Origin of the sequence: Mariniflexile fucanivorans, assembly GCF_004341235.1 — a bacterium.
Lineage (GTDB): Bacteria > Bacteroidota > Bacteroidia > Flavobacteriales > Flavobacteriaceae > Mariniflexile > Mariniflexile fucanivorans.
Genome location: NZ_SLUP01000001.1, coordinates 106,152 through 129,894, shown reverse-complemented (window position 1 = coordinate 129,894; position 23,743 = coordinate 106,152). Strand labels below are relative to the sequence as shown.

Sequence of the window (23,743 nt, the reverse complement as noted above, 5' to 3'; positions counted from 1 at the left end):
GCAAAAGTACAATACTTTTGTTTAGTTGATAAAAAAAATGTTATAATTTAGTTAAATTAATTTTTGTTGATTAAGTCCATTAAATCAACATCATTTCCTAGAAGAATTTCATTAGCATTGGTGCGTCCTTTCATAGAATCGTTCTCTAATTTTAAAACACCTCGCGGGCAAACAGCAGAACAGATGCCGCAACCAACACAGCTGGAACGTACTATATTTTCTCCTTTTTGAGCATAAGCACGCACATCAATGCCCATTTCACAATAGGTGGAACAGTTGCCACAAGAAATACACTGACCTCCATTGGTAGTGATTCTAAATTTAGAAAACATACGTTGTTGAAACCCTAAAATAGCAGCCATAGGGCAACCAAAACGGCACCAAACACGGTTGCCCAAAATAGGGTAGAAGCCCGTTCCAATAACTCCAGAAAAAATGGAGCCAATATATAAACCGTATGCAGAGCGTAAATGGCTCGCTTTAATAAGGAAGATTTTATCTGATGTTCCCGTATAATGCATGATAAAAAGTACAGCAATAACCACAAAATAACCGATGGCACCATAACGCGCATCTTTACCAAGTTCATGTCTTTTAAAAATCATGGTCATTGAAAAAACAAGGGTTAGTAAAATGCCAACGCCTAATAAAAAGGCACTGCGTGTTAACCAAAATTTATTAGGGTCGCTTCCTAAAAAAGTGTAAATAACGGCCGTCGTCATTAATACCGAAAACACCAAAACCGTATGTATTAACCAGCGTTCTAATTTCCATGCAGATAGTTTTTTGCTACTAAGGTGTCGGAAAGAATCACCAGCAGTTTCGGCTAAAGCACCGCAACCACAAACCCATGAGCAGTACCAACGTTTTCCGTATTTGTAAGTCAAAAAAGGAGATATAACAAATATGGAAATGATGCCAAACATCAGCATTAAAAAACCAAGGACGCCAGATGATAGCAACCCATTTACAGACCAACTATCAAATAAATAATAGTTTAATGGCCACATGCTTTTTAAATCGTAATAAGGTAAATTATAATCGGGACTCGCATTAAGTCGCGACATAAACTCGGGAATAAGAAACGCAAAACCCAATTGGAAAAACATAACCGAAGCGGTTCGTAATTGTTCATAGCGGTTGTGTCTATACTTCAACATGAATTTATAACCAAATACCAAAATGGCTACCGTGTATAAGGTGCCATAAACAAACCATTGGCTTGCTGGATTTCCGTTTAATAATTTACTTAGTGGGTCGAATAATGAAATTAATCCTGTGTTAGGTTCTCCGCTTGGTGTTTGCCCTAAATACTGTGGAAAAAAATAAAGAATAATGTAAAAGCCAGTAAGCAAAATGCCAGTTGCCCAAGCTAAAACACCTCGTGATGATATGGATTTAAACCAAACACCATCGTTTTTAATGCCTTCCATTTTTGTTAGGTAAGCATCGTTAGCAAACAAGATAGTTCCTAAAGAAATAGCGCCAATGGAAAGTGATAAGAATAGTGTTTTATTAGGAAAATTGGTATTGAAAATAGCCAATGCAAATATAAGGAGACCTATAAGCCCAATGGTTACTGCTATTTTTTGTTTTAAAGATAGATTATTAGCTTCTGGCTTCGCTAAAGACATGCTTTCGTTTAATTTATTACTCATGCTTTTGCTGATTTGAATTGATTTGTATAAGTTGCTAATATATCTTGTTCGTGTTTTTTGTAAAATTCAGGGTCAAAATTAGCTTCAGCTAAATGATTTATAATATAATCAATATCTCGTTTTTCGGTGAGCCATCTATCAAAGGTTTCATGTTTCATACGGATTCCGAAGGTGTTAATGCCTAAAAATGTGTTGGTATTTTTATCAAAAGCAACTGTGATGCATTTGGTGTCGTCGTCATGTTTCCAATGAAAATGCTGTTCGTAATCTGGTTTGTTTTTTGTGCTATGAACCCGTCCATAAGTTTGATATTCAATGTCTAAAAATTTGGCAGAATTAAACCAATGTCCAGGTTTATAAGCCATACGATTTCCACAAATAGTTTGCGCTATCGTTTCGCCCATCATTCTGCCTGTGTACCAAACGGCTTCAATAGCTCTTCTTTTTCCAATCGCTTCGTGTTGTTCGGCACAATCACCAATGGCATAAATATCTGGTATGTTGGTTTCTAAAAATCGATTCACTTTAACGCCTCTATCAGTTTCAATTCCAGAATCTTTAAGAAAATCAATATTAGGGGTGACGCCAGCGGTTAAACCAACAACATCGCATAGAATTTCTTCACCCGTTTCTTCAATTATAACCGACTTTACGTTACCGTTTTCATCAGAAATAATTTCTTTTAAATTGGTTGATAAGCGTAAATCGATATGATGGTTTTTAATATGTCTGTTAATCATTTCACTTTCACCATCTGGTAATACACCGTTCCAAAAACTGGATTCTCGTACTAAAAAAGTAACAGGAATGTTTCTAGAATTTAACATTTCAGCAAATTCAATACCTATCAAGCCACCACCAACAATTACGGCACGTTTACATAATTTATTATTGGGCGCATGAAGTTCTAAATTTTCTAAATCTTGTTTGTGGTACATGCCCATAACACCCTTTAAATCTTGACCGGGCCAACCAAATTTATTAGGTTTGCTCCCTGTGGCAATAATGAGTTTACCGTAAGTCAATGTATCACCATCCACAAAATGAAGTGTTTTTGAATGTGTGTCTATTGTTCTTACATAGCCTTTTTTGAGGTCGATGTTATTTTTCTCCCAAAACCAATTTTCATACGGTTGCGTGTGTTCAAATTTCATATGGCCCATATAGACATACATCAAAGCGGTGCGCGAGAAAAAATAATCGGTTTCGGCAGAAATAATGGTGATTTTTTTAGCCTGTGCTGAACTAGTTTCAGTATCTGAAAGTTTTCTAATATGTCTTGCAGCTGTAACACCAGAAATGCCGTTGCCAATAATAACTATATGCTCCATAAATGGTGGTCTCGTTTTTTTATTAGGTCGAAGCTTCTGCTGAAACCTTAAAAAGATTTGTTTAAATTTAAAGATTAAATATGAGCTATGAGATTTATTTTTAAAATGTGTTTGTTTTTTCTAGTAAGTTCTTGTGCTATAAAATCAACAAAATCGGAAAAAATAAACGGGGTGAGTTTTGTGGCCTCTAGAGACACCATAAACGATACACATATAAAACCACTTCTTAATATTCATGCTAATTACGCTGCTATTATGCCTTTCGGGTTTATTAGGGAATTAATGCATCCCAACATTAGGTTTAACACAGAAAGGCAATGGTTTGGTGAGAGAAAAGAGGGTGTTAAGCAATATGTAGAAAACTTAAAACAACACCAAATTAAAGTGATGATAAAGCCTCAAATTTGGGTGAGTAGAGGCGTGTTTACGGGAGGTATAAAAATGACTTCGGAAGCAGATTGGTTGATTTTAGAAGAATCGTATTCCAATTTTATATTAATGTATGCTGAATTGGCCGAAACACTTGATGCCGAAATTTTTTGCATTGGTACCGAATTAGAAAGTTTTATTGATAACCGTCCAGAGTATTGGAAACAACTTATTGTTGAAATTAGAAAGGTTTATAATGGTAAATTAACATACGCCGCCAATTGGAATGAATACAACAGGTCTCCTTTTTGGGAGCAATTAGATTATATAGGGATTGATGCATATTTTCCTATTAGTAATGAAAAAACACCAACGGTTGAAGCTTGTAGAAGCGGTTGGTTAAATCACAAACCTAAGATAAAAACATTTTCAGAAAAGTATAATAAGCCTATTTTGTTTACGGAGTTTGGTTATAGAAGTGTCGATTATGCAGGCAAAGAACCTTGGCGAAGCGACCGGGATATGAATACAGTTAATATGGAAGCACAAACAAACACGATGCAGGTGATTTTTGAAGAGTTTTGGGATGAAGACTGGTTTGCTGGTGGTTTTTTATGGAAATGGTTTCACAACCATAATGAAGCTGGTGGAGAAAACGACAGTAGGTTTACACCACAAAACAAACCGGTTGAAGCTTTGGTTAAAGCGCAATATTCGCGTTAAATAAGTTTTAATATAAAGTTAAACTTCATCGTTTCTATTTTTAATAATAATCTTTTAGTTTTGTATTAAACTATTTAATTTATGAGCGTATATGTTGTTGGTGATATTCATGGAGGTTTAAAAGCCTTGATACAGGTGTTAAATAAAGTGGAAGTTAAAGAGGGTGATACGCTTGTTTTTGTGGGCGATTATGTGGATGGATGGAGTGAAGCTGCACAAGTAGTCGCTTTTTTAATGCAACTTTCAGATAAAATTAATTGTGTTTTTATAAAAGGAAATCACGACGTTTGGTGTGAAAATTGGTTAGAATCTGGGCATGTAGATCTTACTTGGTACATGCACGGAGGCAAGGAAACCATGGAAAGTTATGCAGGTTTTTCTGAAGAAGAAAAAAAAGAGCATTTAGAGTTTTTTAAAAATATGCCTTTATACCATATTGATAATGAAAACCGATTGTTTGTTCATGCAGGTTTTACCTCGATGCATGGTGTAGAAAAAGAAATATTTAATCAATCTTTTTATTTTGATAGAACCCTTTGGGAAATGGCTTTAACCATGGATAAAAGCATAGAAGAAGGCTCCCAGTTTTTCCCAAAACGTTTAACGCATTATAAAGAAATTTATATTGGGCATACACCCACCACCAACTTTAATTGTGGCGTGCCTATGCAAGCTTTTAATGTTTGGAACGTTGATACCGGTGCCGCTTTTAAAGGAAAAATATCAATTATGGATGTTGATACCAAAGTATTTCATCAAAGTGATGTTTTGCCTAGTTTATATCCAAATGAAAAAGGCCGAAATAAAGATTAAACAAAATTTTATATAACAAAGGCGTTTCATAATAAAAATAGTGGATTATTCCCAATGGTTTTAAAAGTGTTATTCCAAACTTTTAAATGCTTTTATAGCTTCATTGGGTTCTATAATAGTTTCTCCTTTCCAAAAATCTGCATCGTATTTTGATAATGATACTGGTGTAATATTAGGTTTTTCTTCAAAATTTAAAAACGTACTTTCAGAAATTGTTTCATTTTCAAAAACAATCATTTCTTTCTTTTCACTATTGTATAGAATAAAATGGAGGTCGGCAGTTAATTCGTTTTGTTTCCTTCTTCCTTTGGTGTGTTTGTTCTTCTCAATAATTTTTAAAGGTCTTTTAAATCCAAATTTATTTGCAGTTTCTTCTTCAACATATTTAAGCGAATATTTATTTTTTGAATTTTTGTTATATATCAAAGTTCCTTTTTTTAGAAAGGCTTTATACGAAACACCTAGAAGGTTGAAGTTTTTTAAGTCTTTTGTATTTTGGTAGTCAACTCTTAATATCGCAAAATCGGCTGTGTTAATGTATATAATACCTTTATAATCCTCACTTCTTTTAGGGTTAAAGCTTATTTTGTAAACAAAATCATCGTTTAAGTAACTGTAGTCTTCCAGTTTAAAATTATATCTGTTTGATTTTTCTAAAAAGTTTAAGTCGCTATCTTCAAAAGTGAAACTGTTGCGTTGTAGATTTGAAATATCGCTTTTTTTGTATTTTGAAAAGTTGTTTTTTCTATCTTGTTCTTCCTTCTTTTTTTCTTCAATAAAAGCATCAGTTTCGTTCGGTTTTTCTGTTTTTTCTGAATCGAAGAATGCAGCGTCAATATCTTGTTTGGTTCCAAATATCCCAGATTTAATTTTAAAATAAGAGTCGCGTTTTACGTGTTTTTTTAAAATAGATTGAATTTTCTTTTCATAAGCATCAAAGTTCAATTCTGTGTTTTTGTCAAATAAGTAAGCCGCTTTTATAATATCTAGTTTTGCTTCGTTTTTGCTGGTTTCATTATATAAATTTGCTAAAATTTCGCTATGTTCTTCATTGTATTTTGGTACTGCTTTTAGAACGGAATCTGCAAAGGTTTGATTTAATTCAGGAATACTTGTTTCTTTTATAGTTACATCGTTTTTAAGAATTTTTGTTGCGTTTGAAACTCTATAAAACAGTTTGCTTTTAGTAATGTTGTACTCGTAATTTTTAGCAAGATTTTCTTTTGCTTTTTCAATTATTTCTTCGGTTGAATAGTTTTTGTTCGTAACCAAAATTTCATCTAATTCTATAGATTTTGGATGTAAAAAAACAATACTATCTTGAAATTTTTTAACTAAATACCGTTTGCTTTCATAACCTAAACATCTAATAATTAAAGAGTCTTTTTCTGAAGCTTTTTTATTTAAATACATTAAAAAATTACCAGTATCATTACTAATAACTCCAGAACTTTTGTTTATAGAAATAGTAGCAAAAGCAACGGGTTTGTTTGATATAGAATCGAGTATTTTGGCATTAATGGATTCTTGAGAAAAACTGTAGAATGAAATAGAAATAAATGCTAGGTAAACTAAGTAGAAGTGTTTCATGTAGCTGTTTTTTTATGTAAAAGTATACGATTAAACCAGCTAGCGATAACATTTAAAATTTCCTTAAGACAGTTTTATTAGTTTTTAACATTTACATGCTTATTATAATAAGCATTTAAATTTTCGGGTGAAGCTCCAAGCCATTTTTTAAGATATATCATAAAATAATGGTACTGAAGTTTAAAAACACCATTGGTGTTATAGCATCTGGCAGAGGTAGTTAGCCATTTTTGAATTACTACAAATTGTTTTCGGGCGTATAGTTTACGAATAAAATCGTTGTCTTCATAAATAACAAAAGTTTCATCAAAACCACCTATATTTTTGAAAAGTGATTTTGAAACAAACAAACTTTGGTCGCCACCTCTACAAGATTTCCATGGTAGTTTTGTTAAAAAGCCAGCGAGTTTAAGCCACCAATGGTTGCTATTGAACTTCATAATAAAACAACCCGCTTCAAGACCTTTTTCTATTTCTTTTAGTATGTATTTATCAAAATTTTCAGGGGGAAAGGAATCGGCATGCAAAAAGTAGAGGATGTTTCCAGAGGCATGTTTTGCTCCCAGGTTCATTTGTTTGGCGCGTCCTTTTTCGGAATTTAATACGGTTATTTTATTAGATTTTGACTTATAAATACTCGATACGAACTCGTTAACAATGTTTAAAGATTCATCGATACTCCCACCATCAACAACAATAATTTCTGAAATATTTTCTTTTGAAGTGTTTTTAAGAATATGGATTAGCAGATTTTCAATGTTTTCTGCTTCATTAAGAATGGGGATAATGATTGAAATTTTATTCATTTAAATTCCAATTATAATCTTTGTAATTAAGTTTCGCTTTCGCTGAAATTTGAAAGTTTGTGTATAGGTTTAGAAAATCGATTAAATCGCCGTTTTGTTTGAAATCTTTACTAAACCATTGAAATATTTTAGATAGTTCTAATGTGTCTTTCGAAATGAAATTTCTGCTAGAATCACTTAAAAAATCTTTTGTTGCTTTTGTAAGTTGATGGTTTAGATTTTTTGATGAATAAGCTTCGTTTGATAATTTCGGACAAGAAACCGAAGCACAAACAATGGCAAAATGAATGCGGGGTTCGTCCATTTTACGTAGAATTTCATGTTCAATATCGCTTAAATTATACCATGTATCTCCTAATTGCCAAAGTTTTTGACCCCAAGGATTTTTAATATCTTTAATGCTTTTAATAGGGTAATTGCGTAGAATTAAATCGATGGTTAATGCGTTATAGGCGTTTATCCAATAGGCAAGATTTTCTTCTTTTGTCCAATAATCTTGTGGCGTATGTGCACCTAAAGATTTTATATAATTGCCTAAAGCTTTGTTGTCGCTTTTAAATGTTTTATAATTTACATGCCCATCAGTTGAAACATGTTTTTGAAGTAACGTGTTCCAAGGGGAGTGATTGAAATTTTGCGAATTAATTGTAAAGCTAAAAAGTAATGCAATTATAATGTAGTGGTGTTTTTTCATGATTTATCATTAAGAGGGTATATCTCCTGACTTATAAAATCTTTCGGAAACGTTTCATCGCCATTAAAACCAAGTTCTATGTCTTTTCCGTTATGCGGAATATAGTCGGTTTTAAAGATATAATCCCAAATGCTTAGGGTGAGTCCGTAATTAACGCCATATCTAGCATGTTTTGGCAGTTCTTTAGCGTGGTGCCATATATGCATTTTTGGGTTATTGAATATGTATTTTAAAAAACCATAATCCCACCCCAAATTAGCATGGTTTAGATGGCCTATAACAATACTGAAGAAGTAAACAATGGCCACGTCTTGTGCATCAAAACCTCCGATAATTGCTATTGGAATGTATAAAAACGATTTGTAAACTACAGGTTCCATCCAGTGGTAACGCAAATGTGCAGCAAAACCCATTTCTTTAACGGAATGATGTACTTTATGGAAATTCCAAAGAAAAGGAACACGATGTAATAAGCGGTGCGTGTTCCATTGTACGAAGTCTGAAACCAAAAAGAAAATAAATAAACCCAACCATTTAGGTAAATCATCTACATCAAAAAGTTGAAGCTTAGAAACAGAAAGCCCAATATTTTTTAATCCATCATTTAATAACTCGGCAGCAGTGTTTGATAATGCAATAAGTACAATTAAATTTAAAAGAAAGAAATTGAAGAACATGTAAAACGTGTCCAACCAAAAATCTTTCCTGAAAATGGATTGGTTTTTTCGCCAAGGAAAAATAATTTCAAGAAACCAAACCACTAAAGAAATAACAATTAAACCATAAAAAAAGTTATCCCAGTGGTTAATGGAAATTAACTCGTGTTTCAAGTAATTCCAATAACCTGAATAGGATTTTTTTATGATGTTTATGTATTTTTCCATGATTTGGTACAGTGACAAACCTTCAGGTTTTAAAAACCTGAAGAGTCTTATAATTTAACAACACCCACCACCATCATAGTGATAGGTAGATTCGCTAATAAAAATATCGTCTCTATTTAATGAAGCTAAAGCACCCGCCGTTTTATCGCAAATAGCTAATGGTTGGTTTTTTAGCAATACGTGTCCTTGTTTATCATCAAAATAATCTTGCGTGCCATAATAAATAGCGGCTTTTCCTGTAAATATACAAGGGCCATCACTTGGCATAGGGTCTTTAATTGCGGCGACTTCAATAGATTCGATGTAGATGAGCTCATCTGTCAGATAATGTTTTGAATCTAGAATTCTATATGGTTTTCTGGCTCTAATTTCAATAGTGCCAAAACTAGCATCGGTTAATGCTTTTATATAGTCTGCAATTGGTAAACTTCCGCTTAGGCAAAGTGCACGTAAGCGTTCGTCGTTTCTAAGTTCGTCGTTCATTTCCTGTTCACAGGTTGGGTCGCTCATTACCAGTTTGCCATGAGGTTTTAGTACTCGGTACATTTCGGCGATGGCTTGTTTTAAATCGTCTGCTTTAAAAATATTGAATAGACAATTTTGTGCAGCCACATCAATACTGTTATCTTCAACAGGAAGGTTCATGGCATCTCCTTTTTTAAGGTCTACAAAGTTGCTTTTAAACCATGGGTTTTGTGCTTCAGCTTCTATAAAATTTTTGCGAGATGCTTCCAGCATTTCATCAACCACATCAATACCAACAACGCCTCCTTTTTGTCGATTGAAATATGAAAATTGTAACAATTCCATACCGCCACCAACACCAACATATAACATTTTTGGATTGTTGGTTAAATCGCGTGCATGCACTGTGGAACCACAGCCATAATTCATTTCCTGCATTATTTTAGGAATTTTTAAACCTGGTAATTCCCAAATAGGGTTTGTGGTACAGCATAATCCAACATCTGGGGTTAAGGCTGCTTCTTTATATACATTATGTGTGGTTTCTAGGTAACTCATTATTTTTAGTATTCAGTCTCAGTCACAGTTTGCAGCATCAGTTAGACTGAAAACTAAGACTGCGACTGTAAACTATTTATAGTGTTTTTATCAATTCTTTAAATAACGTAATCATGTTTGGTTCTGCTTTTTCTGCCATGGCAATAATTTCTGAAATATCTACAGGCTTTAAGTTATTTGGGTCGCATTCATCGGTCAAAACTGACACTGCAGCTACTTTTAATTTTAAATGGTTTGCGACAATAATTTCAGGAACGGTACTCATGCCTACGGCATCGGCGCCCAAAATTTTTAGCATACGGTATTCGGCGCGGGTTTCTAATTGCGGACCAACAACGCTGGCATACACACCTTCGTGCAAAGTGATGTTGTTGTTTTTTGCTATAGCTTTAAATTTTGTATTGATTTCGGCATCGTAAGGAGCGCTCATATCGGCAAAACGTTCCCCTAATTGTTCAACACCTTTAAATGCTAAAGGAGAACTTCCCTGAAGGTTCATGTGGTCTTCAATAAGCATTAATTCACCTTTTTTGAAATTTAAATTGATAGCGCCTGCGGCATTGGAAATTAATAGGGTTTTGATGCCTAATTTTTCCATGATGCGAACCGGGTAAGTAACATCTTGTAGCGAGTAGCCTTCGTAAATATGGAAACGCCCTTGCATAATCACCACTTTTTTGCCTTCGAAAATGCCGTAAATTAATTTCCCTTTATGGAACTCTACGGTGGCAGTTGGGAAGTTAGGAATGTGGTTATAGCTAACTTCTTTTAAAATTTCAATTTCATCTATAAGTTGCCCTAAACCAGTGCCTAAAATAATGCCAATTTCAGGGTTTTCAAATCCTTTGTCTTGTAAATACGTAACGGTTTCTTCTATATATTTAATCATTTTTTATAGTATTTTTCGAGTTCTTGATAGTGTTTCATATCTTCAAAAGTATCAATATCATTTAATTCTTCTATGAGATGAAAGCTAGAATTTTTTAAATTATTTAAGGTTTCTTTTAATACGGTAGAAGTGCCCCAGGCTTTATCTTCAAAAATGTTGTTTTGCAGCGCAGTCATTCCTAAAAGGTAATAACCACCGTCTTTTGCGGGCCCGATAACAAAGTCGTTTTCATTTAAAGCTTCAAAAGCTAAATTGATATGTGAAGGTTTTAAATCGAGCAAATCGCTTCCTATGATGATGACTTTTTGGTAGCCTAATGAAAAAAGATCGGAAAACGCATTATGCATTTTTGTGCCTAAATCTATTCCTTTTTGCAATTTTTTTCTAAAAACGGCAGAATCCCAAATGTCATTTTTTTGAATGGTTTCAGAATAAAATAAATACTTATCTGCAGGGATGCTTTTGGCAACTTCTGCAGTATGTTTTAAAAGGTATTTGTAAATGTCTAAAGCTGAGGCATCCCCAATAGTTTTTGCTAATCGGGTTTTGCATTTACCCAATTCTGGGTTTCTTGTAAAAATAATTAAGGCCTTTTTTGAGCTCGGAAAATGAAAATCGAACGCTATTTCATTATCTCCAGTGGAGTCGTTGGTACTAAATAATCCCATTTAATAAACAGATTTACCTTTGGTTAGCCATTTACGCCATTCTTTAGAAAACGTGTGAACTTCTTCGGTTTGTTTTTCTTCAGAATTATAAACAGGATACCCATGATTCTTCCACTCAAAGATACCACCATAAAGGTTATAAATATTTGTATAACCTTCTTTTTTTAATTTATTTGCGATGGTTTCAGAACGAATTCCTATGGAACAATATACTACTATTTGGCTGGTTTTATTCGGAAATAAATCTTTGATAGTTTTAATGTTAAAATCATTGTATCCCACATAAATGGCATTTTTTAAATGACTTGTATTGAATTCATTAACTTCCCTTGCATCTAAAATTAGAGCCTTGGTTTTTGGCATTGCGAGTTCTTGAACAGACATGTAAGCAATGTTTTTTGTGTTGTGTTTGCTTAGTAAATCTGATAATGAATTTTGACAAAAACTAAGAGGTGTAATAAAAAAAAGTAATATAAAAATGAGTTGTTTCATTCTGAAAATAAAATTTTTAAATAACACTTCCTTGGCAACTGCTTCCTGCACCTGCGGTACAACCGTAGCAATGTTGAGAAATTACGATGTCTCTACCTTCTAATAAATCTTCATTATAATCTGAAATATGTTTCGCTTTACTGTTTACAGGCAGTTCCAGCATTTGGTTGAAATCACAATCAAATAAAAAACCATCCCAACTTATGGATAGGGTGTTGGTACACATAACATTTTTTACTGCCGAAGGATTGTAAGCTTCAACTAAAGAATACATATAATCTTCATAATTTTCAGATGCAATTAAATAATCTAAAAAACGGCTAATGGGTAAATTAGTGATGGCAAATAAATTATGAAATTGGATATTAAATTCCTCAAGAAGCGATTTTTTAAAATCTTTTTCTAACGATTTTTGATTACCTGGTAAAAAAGCACCCGAAGGATTGTAAACCAAATCCAATCGCAAATTGCTGTCAGGCATGCCATAACCCACAGCGTTAAGCATTTTTAAAGCTTCAATGGAGGCATTGAAAACGCCATCACCACGTTGTTTATCTGTTTTGCCTTTAGTCCAATGCGGCATCGAGCTTACAACGTGTACATTATGCTTTTTGAAAAACTCAGGCAAATCGTGGTACTTTTTATTAGCTGTAATAATGGTTAAATTGGAGCGAACAATAAAATCTTTAATTCCAGCTTTTGAAGCTTCTTCAACAAACCATCGAAAATTGGGGTTCATTTCTGGGGCACCACCCGTTAAATCTAACGTATGGGCGCCTGTTTTTTTTATAACATCCAAACACTGGTTCATGGTTTCGCGCGTCATAATTTCTTTTCGGTCCGGACCAGCGTCTACATGGCAATGTGTACATACTTGGTTGCACATATAGCCTACGTTAATTTGTAAAATTTCAAGCTTTTTCGCTTTCAGAGGAAATTGACCTGTTTCAGAAATTTTGTGTTTAAAAGTTGGTAATTCTCCACTTTGAAAAATACTGTTCGATAAAATTTCTAATTGTCTATTACTATTTGCTAGTTCACTTTTGCGTTTATGCAGGGATTTAATCATATTTAGATTTTAGAATTACGGTTTACGAATTACGATTTCAAAATGTGAATAAATTCAAAAATTGTAAATCTAACTTCGTAAATCATATTTACATGTCCAATTTATTCACTTTGTTCATCATTTGTACGCCGTGTACTAAGGATGCACCACCACGAATGGCCGCAGCAACGTGTAAGGCTTCCATCATTTCTTCTTTGGTGATGCCACGTTGTAAGCCGTCGCCCGTGTAGGCATCAATACAATAAGGGCATTGTATGGTATGAGCAACAGCCAATGCGATTAACGATTTTTCTCTTTCGGTTAAAGCGCCTTCTTCAAAAACTTTTCCGTAGTATTCAAAAAATTTAGCACCTAATTCTTCATTCCATTCAGAGATTTTTCCAAACTTTTTTAAATCGGCTGGGTCGTAATATGTTTTTTGCATAATATATTTTTCCTTAAAGATAAAAATCTATTGGTTTTAAGTCGGATGGTTTTGAAATACTTAACAAAAAAAGTTCATTATTTAGTTTTGTAAATAATGAACTTGAATGTTATGTTTATGCTAAAAAATTGAATGAATTCTATTGTTTGATTAAACTTCTAGAAATCACAATTTTTTGAATTTCGGAAGTGCCCTCATAAATCTGTGTAATTTTTGCATCGCGCATTAACCGTTCTACATGGTAATCTTTTACAAAGCCATTGCCACCATGAATTTGAACCGCTTCAACGGTATGTTCCATAGCTACTTTTGAAGCATATAATTTAGCCACAGCACTCGATACATCGTAATTATTGCCTTGGTCTTTATCCCAAGCCGCTTTCATCACCAAATGGCGAGCTGCTTCAATGTCGGTATACATATCTGCTAATTTGAAAGCAATGGCTTGATGGTTGCAAATTTCTGTTCCAAAAGCTTTTCGTTCTTTGGAATATTTTAAAGCCAACTCATAAGCTCCAGCAGCTATTCCTAAAGCTTGAGATGCAATGCCAATTCTGCCACCAGACAAGGTTTTCATGGCAAATCTAAATCCAGATCCATCTTCACCAATTCTATTTTCTTTAGGAATTTTTACATCGTTAAATTGTAGGGTATGTGTATCGCTTCCGCGAATGCCCAATTTATTTTCTTTGGGGCCAACATGAAACCCTTCGGTACCTTTTTCAACAATAAAAGCATTGATACCGTGTGAACCTTTATCTCTATCGGTTTGTGCAATTACTAAATATACATCGGCACGTCCGCCATTCGTAATCCAGTTTTTTGTGCCGTTTAATATGTAATGGTCGCCTTTGTCGATGGCTGAGGTTTTTTGGGAAGTCGCATCGCTACCAGCTTCAGGTTCACTTAAACAGAATGCTCCAATAAATTCTCCAGTGGCTAATTTTGTTAAAAATTTTTGTTTTTGAACTTCGCTTCCAAATGCTTCCAAACCATAGCAAACTAATGAATTGTTAACGGAAACTATAACAGAAGCCGAAGCATCAATTTTTGATAATTCTTCCATTATTAACACGTAGGATATGGCATCCATCCCACTGCCGCCATATTTAGGATCTACCATAATTCCTAAAAAACCCAAATCGCCCATTTTTTTCACTAACTCTTTAGGGAAATGTTGATTATCATCACGTTCAATAACATCAGGAAGTAATTCGGTTTGGGCAAAATCGCGAGCAGCGTCACGAATCATAATATGTTCTTCGGAAAGATTGAAATTCATAATTCTCAATTAAAACAGTTATTCATTAAAAAATATTTACAAATATAGCTTTTTGGTGCTAATTATTTAAAGAGGATTGTTATTTTTGTTCAGTATGATAAACAATGAATATAAAGTTATAGGGGTAATGTCGGGTACATCATTAGATGGTATAGACCTTGTTTATGTGAAATTTCATTTTGATGGAGTTTGGAATTTTGAAATCATATATTCTGAAACGGTTAGCTACGATTCGCAATGGGTTGAAACCTTAAAAGGCTTGGTTTCTTGTTCTTTAGAAGCGTTGAAAGAAATTGATTTTCTATACACCAACTACCTATCTTTAAAAATTAAATATTTTATTAATATCCATAAAATACAGGATATTGATGCCATTTGTTCTCATGGACATACAGCGTTACATCAGCCACAAAAAGGGTTAACTTATCAAATTGGCAATATGCCTCATTTAGCACAACTTTTGGAAGAAACGGTGGTTTGCGATTTTAGAGTGCAAGATGTAGCCTTGGGCGGTCAAGGTGCGCCGTTAGTACCCATAGGTGATAAATTGTTGTTTTCTGAATACGATTTTTGTTTGAATTTAGGTGGATTTGCAAACATTTCCACTGAAATTGGTTTTGAAAGAATTGCCTATGATATTTGCCCCGTTAACATCGTGTTGAACCATTATGTGAAACAACTGGGGTTTGATTATGATGATGAAGGCAACATCGCTTCTACAGGAACTGTTAATAATGAATTGCTTAAAAAGTTAAACAACTTAGAGTTTTATAAAGCTGCTTACCCAAAATCATTAGGGTTGGAATGGGTCGATAAAAATATATTTCCACTTATAAATTCTTTTCAATTAGATGTTAAAGATATACTAGCAACATTTGTAGAGCATATCGCTTTGCAACTTGCCTTGGAAATAAATAAGAAAAACGATGTTTCGGTGCTAGTAACTGGTGGAGGTGTCTATAATAAGTATTTAGTAAAGAGGCTTCAACTGTATACTAAAAATAATATTGTGATGCCTTCAAAATCTATTGTAGAATTTAAAGAAGCCTTAATTTTTGGTTTTTTAGGTGTTTTAAGACTAGGAAATCAAGTAAATTGCCTAAAAAGTGTTACTGGAGCCACTAAAAACCATTGTTCTGGAAAAATATTTAATTTTAAAAAATGACAAAAACCATAAACTAGGCTTTTTGTTTTTTTTATATTTGTTAACTTAATGATTAAATAACTTTCAAAATGATTTAGTTGTAGTTTTGCTTTTATATTTTTAAAATCAAAATAAAACTAGTTTGTTAAATTAGTTAATATAGGCTTAGGAGTTATTTCCAATGGTTAAAAAGTTTGTTAGTAGATCAGGATTTTCTTTTAAGACTTTTGTAAACCATAGTTATAACAAGAATATTTTTTTTGTCAAATTTTATAATAAACAAAGGTGGACGCGTGAGTTTGCCTATTTTTATGGAGCATAGTTAACAAATTATAGATGTCCATGATTTATAATATTAAATATATCAAACAAAAGTTAGTAGAGCAATAGTGCATATTTATAACAAAAAACCAATTAAAAACAGGCGTTAATGCAACCGCTTTTAAAATTGCATTAAACCAACTTATATAATTTAAATTTTTTTATGGAAGCAGCAATTATTTTAGTATTTGTAATAGGTTATCTGGCTATCACGCTAGAGCATAATCTAAAAATAGATAAACTTATCCCCGCGTTGGTTATGATGGCTATTTGTTGGGCATTAATAGCATTAGGGTTAGAGAGTTTTCCTAATTGGTTCGATTCAGCAAAACATAGTTTGGTAGAAGGGTTTGCAGGATTCGCTCCAGAAGAAAAAATGCATTTAATGGAAGAAACCTTATTGCATCATTTGGGAAAAACTGCTGAAATATTGGTTTTCCTTTTAGGTGCGATGACCATTGTTGAAATCATTGATTATTTCGATGGATTTTCAACCATAAAAAACTTTGTAAAAACTAAGAAAAAAACGAAAATATTATGGCTATTTGGCTTTTTAGCATTCATTTTATCGGCAATCATAGATAATCTTACTGCTACCATAGTGCTTATTTCTATTCTTCAAAAAATTGTAAAAGATAGAGATATTCGTATTTGGTATGCAGGTTTAATCATTATTGCCGCCAATGCAGGTGGTGCTTGGTCTCCTATTGGAGATGTTACAACAACCATGTTATGGATAGGTAAAAAAGTATCAACGGGTCATTTAATGGGGTATTTATTGTTGCCATCCTTTGTGTGTATGGCAGTTCCAACATTAATTGCTTCCTTTTTACCGGTTTTTAAAGGTGATTTGGAAATTGAAGAAGTCGTGGAGAAAAGGAAATCTAAATATAGTGCTATCATGCTGTATCTAGGTTTAGGCGCTATTGTATTTGTGCCTATATTCAAAACAGTAACACATTTACCTCCTTATGTTGGTATGATGTTGTCTTTGGGTGTAGTAGCCGTTTTTGCTGAGGTTTATAGTAATTCTAAATTTAGTATATCTAGTGCAGATTCGCAAGCAAGTGATGCTCATGCACATCACAGTCCAGTGCACCATTCATTGTCAAAAATCGAATTACCAAGTATATTATTCTTTTTGGGTATCCTAATGGCAGTTGCTGCTTTGGAATCTTTAGGAATATTGTTCGGTTTTGCTGAGTCTTTAAAAGAAGGTATGCCTATGTTGGGTACTGAATTACATCATACAGGTGTTTCCGATTTGGTAATGATATTATTAGGAGTAGGTTCTGCTGTTATAGATAACGTGCCGTTAGTTGCGGCTAGTTTGGGTATGTTCTCTGAACCAATTGATAATGAACTTTGGCATTTTGTGGCTTTTTCTGCTGGTACTGGAGGTAGTATGTTAATTATTGGTTCAGCAGCTGGAGTTGTTGCTATGGGAATGGAAAAAATAGATTTCTTCTGGTATCTTAAAAAAATCTCTTGGTTAGCTTTAGTAGGTTTCCTTTTAGGATGCGCTACCTTTATGGTGACTAGAACGTGGTTTTAGGAATTTTAAAGTAATATAAATTTTTAACCCTTTCAGCGTTTTTTATCGCTGAAAGGGTTAATTTTTACTAAAATATACACTAAAATACCTCTACCTTATTTTTTTAATATAATTTTGCCCAAAAATCAGCGTTTTAAAAACCAAGAAACACAAATTATATGTTAAACATATTATTACAAACAACACAAGAAGGTGTAGAGATGCTTCCCGATACAGAGCAACCCGTTGAAAAAACACTTTCTATTATAGAATTAATTAGTAGTGGTGGCGTAGCAGGACAAGTTATCATTGCATTACTGTTTTTAATGTTGGTAGGTGCTATTTATATTTATTTTGAACGTTTGTTCGCTATTAAAGCAGCCTCAAAAATTGATGCTAATTTCATGAATCAAATAAAGGACCATGTATCCCATGGTAAAATAGATTCTGCACAAATATTATGTGCACAAGTGAATTCACCCGTGTCAAGATTAATAGGCAAGGGAATTTCAAGAATTGGAAAACCTTTAGCCGATATTAATACCGCTATTGAAAATGCAGGTAGGCTAGAAGTTTACGGTTTAGAAAAAAATGTGAGTATTCTAGCAACTATTTCTGGAGCAGCCCCTATGATTGGATTCTTAGGAACGGTTATAGGTATGATTTTATCCATTTTTGAAATTGCAAACTCAGGAGGTCAAATAGATATTAAACTACTTGCCGATGGGTTATATACAGCTATGACAACAACCGTTGCCGGTTTAATTGTTGGTATTGTTGGATATATGGCGTACAATCATCTAGTTGTAAAAACCGATAAAGTTGTCTATCAAATGGAAGCTAATTCGCTAGAGTTTTTAGATCATTTAAATGAACCTACATAACAAATGAATTTAAAAGGTAGAAATAAAATAACGCCAGAGTTTAGTATGGCATCTATGACAGATATTGTGTTTCTGTTATTGATTTTCTTCATGCTCGCCTCTACGTTGGTAACCACAAACGCTATTGATATTTTATTACCAAAAGCCAGTGGAAAAACCGAAAACAAAAAATCTATTGCAGTAAGCATTAAGGAAGATTTAACCTATTATATAGACCAACGTCGCGTAGGTGAAAGTGTTTTAGAGTCCGAATTATTAGCTGCATTAGCTTCAGAAGAAAAACCAACCATTGTGTTGAGAGCCGAAAAATCGGTACCTATTGAAAATGTGGTTAAGGTCATGGACATTGCCAACAGAAATAAGTTAAAAGTCATTTTAGCTGTAAAGCCTGAATAATACGCTTTATGCGTAAAACGGCACGATTTTAGTTTGAACTAATTGAAGAAATTAACAAGCCTACATGAAGTATTTACAAACCAAACATGAAAGAGACTCAGCAAAATTAACAGCATTAATTTCTGTTATTATTTTGCTGTTATTGTTTGTTGTTGGCACCAAATATATGGATCCGCCAGAAGAATATGGTATGGAAGTAAATTTTGGAACTACCGAATTTGGTTCGGGCACTGTTCAACCTTTAAAACCTATAAAATCGGAACCGTTGGATATTAATCGTCCCGCTGAACCAGAAGTTACAAAAACACAACCTACAAAAGCGGCTGAAACAAGAGAAGAAGTTTTAACGGCAGATAATGCAGAAGAAATAGCTATAAAAAAGCAAAAAGCAGTTGAAGCAAAAGCAAAAGCTGATGCTGATGCTAAAGCGAAAGCGGAAGCCGAAAGGGTAGCTAAAGAAAAGCAGAGACAGGAAGAGATTAAAAGAAAAAACGATGCTTTAGTAGGTGGGATTGTTAATTCCAAAGGAACAGCAACTGGCGGTGAAGGCAATGATAATAAAGCGGGAGATAAAGGGAGGACGGACGGCGATCCATATGCAAATGGGAACACCGGCAACGGGAGTAGTGGTGGAAATGGTGATTACCAATTAGGGAAAAGAAAACCTTTAAATAGTCCAAAACCAGAATATGATTGTAATGAAGAAGGTTTAGTTTTTGTTAGTGTTGAAGTCGATGTAAATGGTAAAGTGATTAAAGCTACACCAGGAGTAAGAGGTTCTACAAATATAGCTTCCTGTTTATTGACAAAAGCGAAAGAAGCTGCACTAAAAACTAGATGGGAACCGGATTTAAATGGACAATCAAAACAAGTTGGAAGAATAATATATAGATTCTCATTATCTCAATAATTCATGACGTATCAAGATACATTAAATTGGATGTTTTCACAACTGCCAATGTATCAAAGGCAAGGTCAATCTGCATTCAGAAAAGATTTATCCAATACCATAAAACTAGCAGAAGAACTAAAACACCCAGAGAAAGGTTTTAGATCCATTCATGTCGCTGGAACTAATGGAAAAGGTTCTACAAGCCACATGTTAGCATCTATTTTGCAAGAAGCGGGTTATAAAGTGGGTTTATATACTTCACCACATTTAAAAGACTTTAGAGAACGTATAAAGATTAATGGTAAAGTTGTAAGCAAACAATTTGTAACAAGGTTTATAAAGAAGCATAAGTTGTTTTTTGAAACCAATTCGCTGTCTTTTTTTGAAATGACCGTAGGTATGGCATTTGAATTTTTTTCAAAAGAAAAAGTAGATATCGCCGTTATTGAAGTTGGTATGGGTGGCAGGTTAGATTCCACAAATATTATTGTTCCCGAAGTATCCGTTATAACTAATATAGGTTTTGATCATACACAATATCTTGGTAATACACTCGAAGCTATTGCTTTTGAAAAAGGCGGTATCATAAAGCCCAATATTCCCGTAATTATAGGTGAAACACAAACGGAAACCACATCTGTATTTAGTGAATTGGCAAAAAAAAATAATGCAAATATTGTATTTGCTGATAAAGAAAAAACAGAAAGTTTTACTTCAGATTTAACGGGTATTTATCAATCTAAAAATATAGTTACTGTAGTACAAACGGTTAAAGAACTTCAAAAGAAAGGTTTTAATATTTCATATGAAAACATAAAACAAGGATTGCTCAAAGTTGTAAAAAACACGGGTTTAATGGGGCGTTGGCAAACATTGCAAACGAATCCTAAAGTAGTTTGTGATACGGGACACAATAGAGATGGTTTAAGTTATGTGATGAAACAATTATCAAATGAAGAGTTTGATGCTCTGCATATTGTTTTTGGCGTTGTAAATGATAAAGATTTAAGCTCTATAATAGATTTATTGCCTAAAAAAGCGACTTACTATTTTTGTAAACCTGATATTCCGCGTGGTTTAGATGCAAATCAACTAAAAATAACATTGAATGGTTGTGGGCTGAAGGGTGAAGCTTATGAATCTGTTAATGAGGCGTATAAACATGCTTTAGATAAAGCTTCTTCAGAAGATTTTATATTTATTGGCGGTAGCACTTTTGTAGTAGCAGAAATAATTTAATTTTTTTTGAAAAAAGTTTTTGCAGATTCAAAATCTAGCTTATATTTGCACACCGATAACAAGGGCAATTAGCTCAGTTGGTTCAGAGCATCTCGTTTACACCGAGAGGGTCGGGGGTTCGAATCCCTCATTGCCCACCAAAAAAATCCTAAAGCGAAAGCTTTAGGATTTTTTGTTTTCAAGAGTTTTTGTTTCTTAGTTTGCTCGTTTTTTTATAAAATAGTATCTTCACATCAATCTCATAGTCATAGATTAATTTTTATATATGCAAATTAGTGATATAAAGGGTATTTATAAAGAAGTTTTCAAGTCGTACGACCATCCTTCTTTGGAAGAGCACGTTCAAAAAATTATAGAATTGGATGCTTACTTGCCCTATAGTTCCACATTTTTCTGTATCACTAACACAAGGGATTTAACGTTTGAATACATTAGTAAGAATATGTCTTCATGCTTGGGTTTAAGTAAGGACTTATTTGTAACACAAGGTATGCGGTATTTTTGGGGTAGAATGCATCCTGAAGATATTGAGTCTTGGTTGCAAGCTTTAAACGAATTAATGAATTTCACGTTAAATGAAATAGCCTTAGAAGATAGAAGTAGAATGAGTTACACATGGAATTATCGTATTAAAAATGCTGATGATGAGTATGTAAATATCATTCAAAACACAACACCTATAGAATTTGATAGAAATGATAAGCCGATAATTGGTTTAGCACATTACACGGTACTTGATTCTAGAATAAAAATGGAAATTTGTGCATCTGCAAAACTATTAAATGACAATAATGAGTATGAAACTAAGTACTTTAATAATTTTTCTCAAAAGCTATTAACAGATATTGTTAGCAATAGGGAACGCGATATTATACGGTTACTTGTTTTAAACCATTCCAGTAAGGCGATTGCCAAAAAATTAAATATTAGTTCGAATACGGTAGATACACATAGACGTAATATTCTTAAAAAATTAAACATTTCTTCAACAGGAGAACTAATTGCAGTATTAAAAATGAATTCAAGTATCATTTAACTTTCAATAACTGTAAGATACAGCTACAAATAAAGAATGTTAAAGAATATGATTGTATTTTAACGAAAATCTTATCTCAATACTCAAATTGAGTATTGCAAGCCTGTTCTTAATAGTGCATATTTGTTATGCTATTAATTAGTTCTTAGGGAGAATTAAAAAGAGAAAGCACCTAGTTGTATTATTTTTATAATATGATATAGGTGCTTTTTTGTGATATAAAATTTTTTAAATAAGCTAGAGCATTTCCAATATACGTTCCATAGCCATACCACGAGAGCCTTTAATTAGCAGGGTATGGTTTGTTAGTTTTGAAGTATCAAACTCATTCTTAAAAGCATCAAAATTTTTAAAAATTGACACTTTATTTGAATTGATTGTTGTTTTATTGAAATTTTCACCAATTAATACAGCTTGAAAGTTCAGATTCTCAATTAAGTTTATAATATTTTGATGTTCCACCTCAGCATCTTGTCCTAATTCAAACATATCACCCAAAAAAGCAATTTTGTTAGTATCGTTTAATTTTTCAAAATTTAATAAAGCTGCTTGCATGCTAGTAGGGTTTGCGTTGTAAGCATCTAAAATTATTTTATTAGAACCCTTAGTTAAAACTTGCGAGCGGTTGTTGTTAGGTATATAGGCTTCAATAGCTGTTTTTATGGATGAATCTTCAACTTTAAAATAATGACCAATACAAACGGCAGCAGCAATATTGTTGAAATTGTATTCGCCTATTAAATGGCTTTCAATAATAAGATTATTGTAACGAACCTTTACATTAGGTTGTGCTTCAATAAATTCAATTTTAATATTAAAATTTGCATTGTTTCCAAACGAGAATGTGTTAGCATGCTTGCTTTTTTCCATTTGAATGACATCGTTGCCATTTACAAATATGGTTTTGTTATTTTCTATTAAGAAATTATATAATTCGGTTTTTCCTTTAATAACACCTTCAACACTTCCAAAACCTTCTAAATGTGCTTTGCCAAAATTGGTGATATAGCCATAGTCTGGTTTTGCAATACTACATAAAAATTCAATTTCTTTTTGGTGGTTTGCTCCCATTTCAACAATGCCAATTTCTGTGTTTTTAGTCATTGAAAGAAGAGTTAAAGGAACGCCTATATGATTGTTTAGATTGCCAACAGTTGCAGTGGTGATGTATTTTTGCGAAAGAACAGCGTTTATAAGTTCTTTGGTGGTAGTTTTTCCATTGCTACCTGTTAGTGCAATAATAGGGATATTTAAAAATATTCGATGAAATGTTGCCAATGCTTGAAGTGTTTCAAGTACATCATTCACTAAAATAGTTTGGGTTGATGTGTTAAACTCAGTCTCATCAACAATACAATATTTGGCACCATTTTGTATGGCTTGTTCTGCATAAGTGTTTCCATTAAAATTGTCGCCTTTAAGGGCAAAAAACATATCGTCAATTTTAATTTTTCTAGTATCGGTACATGCGCTTTGGCACTCTAAGAAAAGTTGATGGAGTTGTTCTATTTTCATCGGGTAATGCTTATTTGTTTTACTATTTGCCATTAAACAGTTTACTCTTGTTTTTAAAGTTATTCTG

Annotated in this window: 23 protein-coding genes and 1 tRNA gene; 10 read left to right on the top strand and 14 right to left on the bottom strand. The window is 33.2% G+C overall.

What is annotated here, in order from left to right:
- Window positions 1–56 precede the first annotated feature (56 nt).
- Together EV196_RS00570 and EV196_RS00565 are read right to left on the bottom strand one after the other, a co-directional pair.
- Window positions 57–1,658, bottom strand: a complete 1,602-nt coding sequence (locus EV196_RS00570) for a 4Fe-4S binding protein (protein ID WP_132213818.1) — start codon at window positions 1,656–1,658, stop codon at window positions 57–59.
- Window positions 1,655–2,989, bottom strand: coding sequence for an NAD(P)/FAD-dependent oxidoreductase (locus EV196_RS00565; RefSeq protein WP_132213816.1), 1,335 nt, complete (start codon window positions 2,987–2,989; stop codon window positions 1,655–1,657). The genes EV196_RS00570 and EV196_RS00565 overlap by 4 nt, the downstream gene beginning before the upstream one ends.
- A gap of 87 nt (window positions 2,990–3,076) precedes the next feature.
- Here EV196_RS00565 and EV196_RS00560 point away from each other — a divergent pair, with 87 nt between their 5' ends.
- Together EV196_RS00560 and EV196_RS00555 are read left to right on the top strand one after the other, a co-directional pair.
- Window positions 3,077–4,081 (top strand): glycoside hydrolase family 113, encoded by a 1,005-nt coding sequence (locus tag EV196_RS00560; protein WP_243652144.1) that lies wholly within the window; start codon window positions 3,077–3,079, stop codon window positions 4,079–4,081.
- An 81-nt stretch (window positions 4,082–4,162) separates the two neighbouring features.
- Entirely contained in the window at window positions 4,163–4,894 is a 732-nt protein-coding gene (locus EV196_RS00555) for a metallophosphoesterase family protein (protein ID WP_132213814.1), read from the top strand.
- 69 nt (window positions 4,895–4,963) lie between these two features.
- Here EV196_RS00555 and EV196_RS00550 read toward each other — a convergent pair whose 3' ends face one another.
- From EV196_RS00550 to EV196_RS00500, 11 genes are all read right to left on the bottom strand, one after another.
- Window positions 4,964–6,484: a carboxypeptidase-like regulatory domain-containing protein gene (locus EV196_RS00550; protein WP_132213812.1), complete on the bottom strand. Its 1,521-nt coding sequence runs from the start codon at window positions 6,482–6,484 to the stop codon at window positions 4,964–4,966.
- Window positions 6,485–6,561: 77 nt separating this feature from the next.
- Window positions 6,562–7,290, bottom strand: coding sequence for a TIGR04283 family arsenosugar biosynthesis glycosyltransferase (locus tag EV196_RS00545; RefSeq protein ID WP_132213810.1), 729 nt, complete (start codon window positions 7,288–7,290; stop codon window positions 6,562–6,564).
- The gene (locus tag EV196_RS00540) at window positions 7,283–7,984 is read right to left on the bottom strand and encodes a DUF547 domain-containing protein (RefSeq protein WP_132213808.1); all 702 of its coding nucleotides are present in this window, start codon (window positions 7,982–7,984) and stop codon (window positions 7,283–7,285) included. Before EV196_RS00540 ends, EV196_RS00545 begins: the two co-directional genes overlap by 8 nt.
- Entirely contained in the window at window positions 7,981–8,868 is an 888-nt protein-coding gene (locus EV196_RS00535) for a sterol desaturase family protein (protein WP_132213806.1), read from the bottom strand. The genes EV196_RS00540 and EV196_RS00535 overlap by 4 nt, the downstream gene beginning before the upstream one ends.
- A gap of 54 nt (window positions 8,869–8,922) precedes the next feature.
- Entirely contained in the window at window positions 8,923–9,891 is a 969-nt protein-coding gene (gene arsM / locus EV196_RS00530; RefSeq protein WP_132213804.1) for an arsenosugar biosynthesis arsenite methyltransferase ArsM, read from the bottom strand.
- 76 nt (window positions 9,892–9,967) lie between these two features.
- Window positions 9,968–10,780, bottom strand: a complete 813-nt coding sequence (locus tag EV196_RS00525) for a purine-nucleoside phosphorylase (RefSeq protein WP_132213802.1) — start codon at window positions 10,778–10,780, stop codon at window positions 9,968–9,970.
- Window positions 10,777–11,448: a TIGR04282 family arsenosugar biosynthesis glycosyltransferase gene (locus EV196_RS00520; RefSeq protein WP_132213800.1), complete on the bottom strand. Its 672-nt coding sequence runs from the start codon at window positions 11,446–11,448 to the stop codon at window positions 10,777–10,779. The genes EV196_RS00525 and EV196_RS00520 overlap by 4 nt, the downstream gene beginning before the upstream one ends.
- The gene (locus tag EV196_RS00515; RefSeq protein WP_132213798.1) at window positions 11,449–11,940 is read right to left on the bottom strand and encodes a rhodanese-like domain-containing protein; all 492 of its coding nucleotides are present in this window, start codon (window positions 11,938–11,940) and stop codon (window positions 11,449–11,451) included. It lies immediately after the preceding gene.
- A gap of 16 nt (window positions 11,941–11,956) precedes the next feature.
- Window positions 11,957–13,009 (bottom strand): arsenosugar biosynthesis radical SAM (seleno)protein ArsS, encoded by a 1,053-nt coding sequence (arsS, locus tag EV196_RS00510; protein WP_132213796.1) that lies wholly within the window; start codon window positions 13,007–13,009, stop codon window positions 11,957–11,959.
- Between the two features lie 88 nt (window positions 13,010–13,097).
- Complete coding sequence (locus EV196_RS00505) at window positions 13,098–13,433, bottom strand: arsenosugar biosynthesis-associated peroxidase-like protein (RefSeq protein ID WP_132213794.1); 336 nt, start codon at window positions 13,431–13,433, stop codon at window positions 13,098–13,100.
- Between the two features lie 139 nt (window positions 13,434–13,572).
- Window positions 13,573–14,715, bottom strand: a complete 1,143-nt coding sequence (locus tag EV196_RS00500) for an acyl-CoA dehydrogenase (RefSeq protein WP_132213792.1) — start codon at window positions 14,713–14,715, stop codon at window positions 13,573–13,575.
- Between the two features lie 94 nt (window positions 14,716–14,809).
- Between EV196_RS00500 and EV196_RS00495 the strand changes: the two genes are divergently transcribed.
- From EV196_RS00495 to EV196_RS00460, 8 genes are all read left to right on the top strand, one after another.
- The gene (locus EV196_RS00495) at window positions 14,810–15,880 is read left to right on the top strand and encodes an anhydro-N-acetylmuramic acid kinase (RefSeq protein ID WP_132213790.1); all 1,071 of its coding nucleotides are present in this window, start codon (window positions 14,810–14,812) and stop codon (window positions 15,878–15,880) included.
- A 463-nt stretch (window positions 15,881–16,343) separates the two neighbouring features.
- The gene (gene nhaD, locus EV196_RS00490; RefSeq protein ID WP_132213788.1) at window positions 16,344–17,735 is read left to right on the top strand and encodes a sodium:proton antiporter NhaD; all 1,392 of its coding nucleotides are present in this window, start codon (window positions 16,344–16,346) and stop codon (window positions 17,733–17,735) included.
- 158 nt (window positions 17,736–17,893) lie between these two features.
- Window positions 17,894–18,598: a MotA/TolQ/ExbB proton channel family protein gene (locus EV196_RS00485; protein ID WP_132213786.1), complete on the top strand. Its 705-nt coding sequence runs from the start codon at window positions 17,894–17,896 to the stop codon at window positions 18,596–18,598.
- 3 nt (window positions 18,599–18,601) lie between these two features.
- Window positions 18,602–18,994, top strand: coding sequence for an ExbD/TolR family protein (locus tag EV196_RS00480; protein WP_132213784.1), 393 nt, complete (start codon window positions 18,602–18,604; stop codon window positions 18,992–18,994).
- A gap of 64 nt (window positions 18,995–19,058) precedes the next feature.
- Entirely contained in the window at window positions 19,059–19,904 is an 846-nt protein-coding gene (locus tag EV196_RS00475) for an energy transducer TonB (RefSeq protein ID WP_132213782.1), read from the top strand.
- Window positions 19,905–19,907: 3 nt separating this feature from the next.
- A complete protein-coding gene (locus EV196_RS00470; RefSeq protein WP_132213780.1) occupies window positions 19,908–21,125 on the top strand; it encodes a bifunctional folylpolyglutamate synthase/dihydrofolate synthase in 1,218 nt (405 codons plus the stop codon).
- A gap of 62 nt (window positions 21,126–21,187) precedes the next feature.
- Window positions 21,188–21,265: transfer RNA gene (locus EV196_RS00465), tRNA-Val, on the top strand.
- A 125-nt stretch (window positions 21,266–21,390) separates the two neighbouring features.
- Window positions 21,391–22,161 (top strand): LuxR C-terminal-related transcriptional regulator, encoded by a 771-nt coding sequence (locus EV196_RS00460; RefSeq protein ID WP_132213778.1) that lies wholly within the window; start codon window positions 21,391–21,393, stop codon window positions 22,159–22,161.
- Between the two features lie 237 nt (window positions 22,162–22,398).
- On the opposite strand, the gene EV196_RS00455 is transcribed toward EV196_RS00460, so the two are convergent.
- Window positions 22,399–23,676: a UDP-N-acetylmuramoyl-tripeptide--D-alanyl-D-alanine ligase gene (locus EV196_RS00455; RefSeq protein ID WP_132214968.1), complete on the bottom strand. Its 1,278-nt coding sequence runs from the start codon at window positions 23,674–23,676 to the stop codon at window positions 22,399–22,401.
- Between the last annotated feature and the right edge of the window lie 67 nt (window positions 23,677–23,743).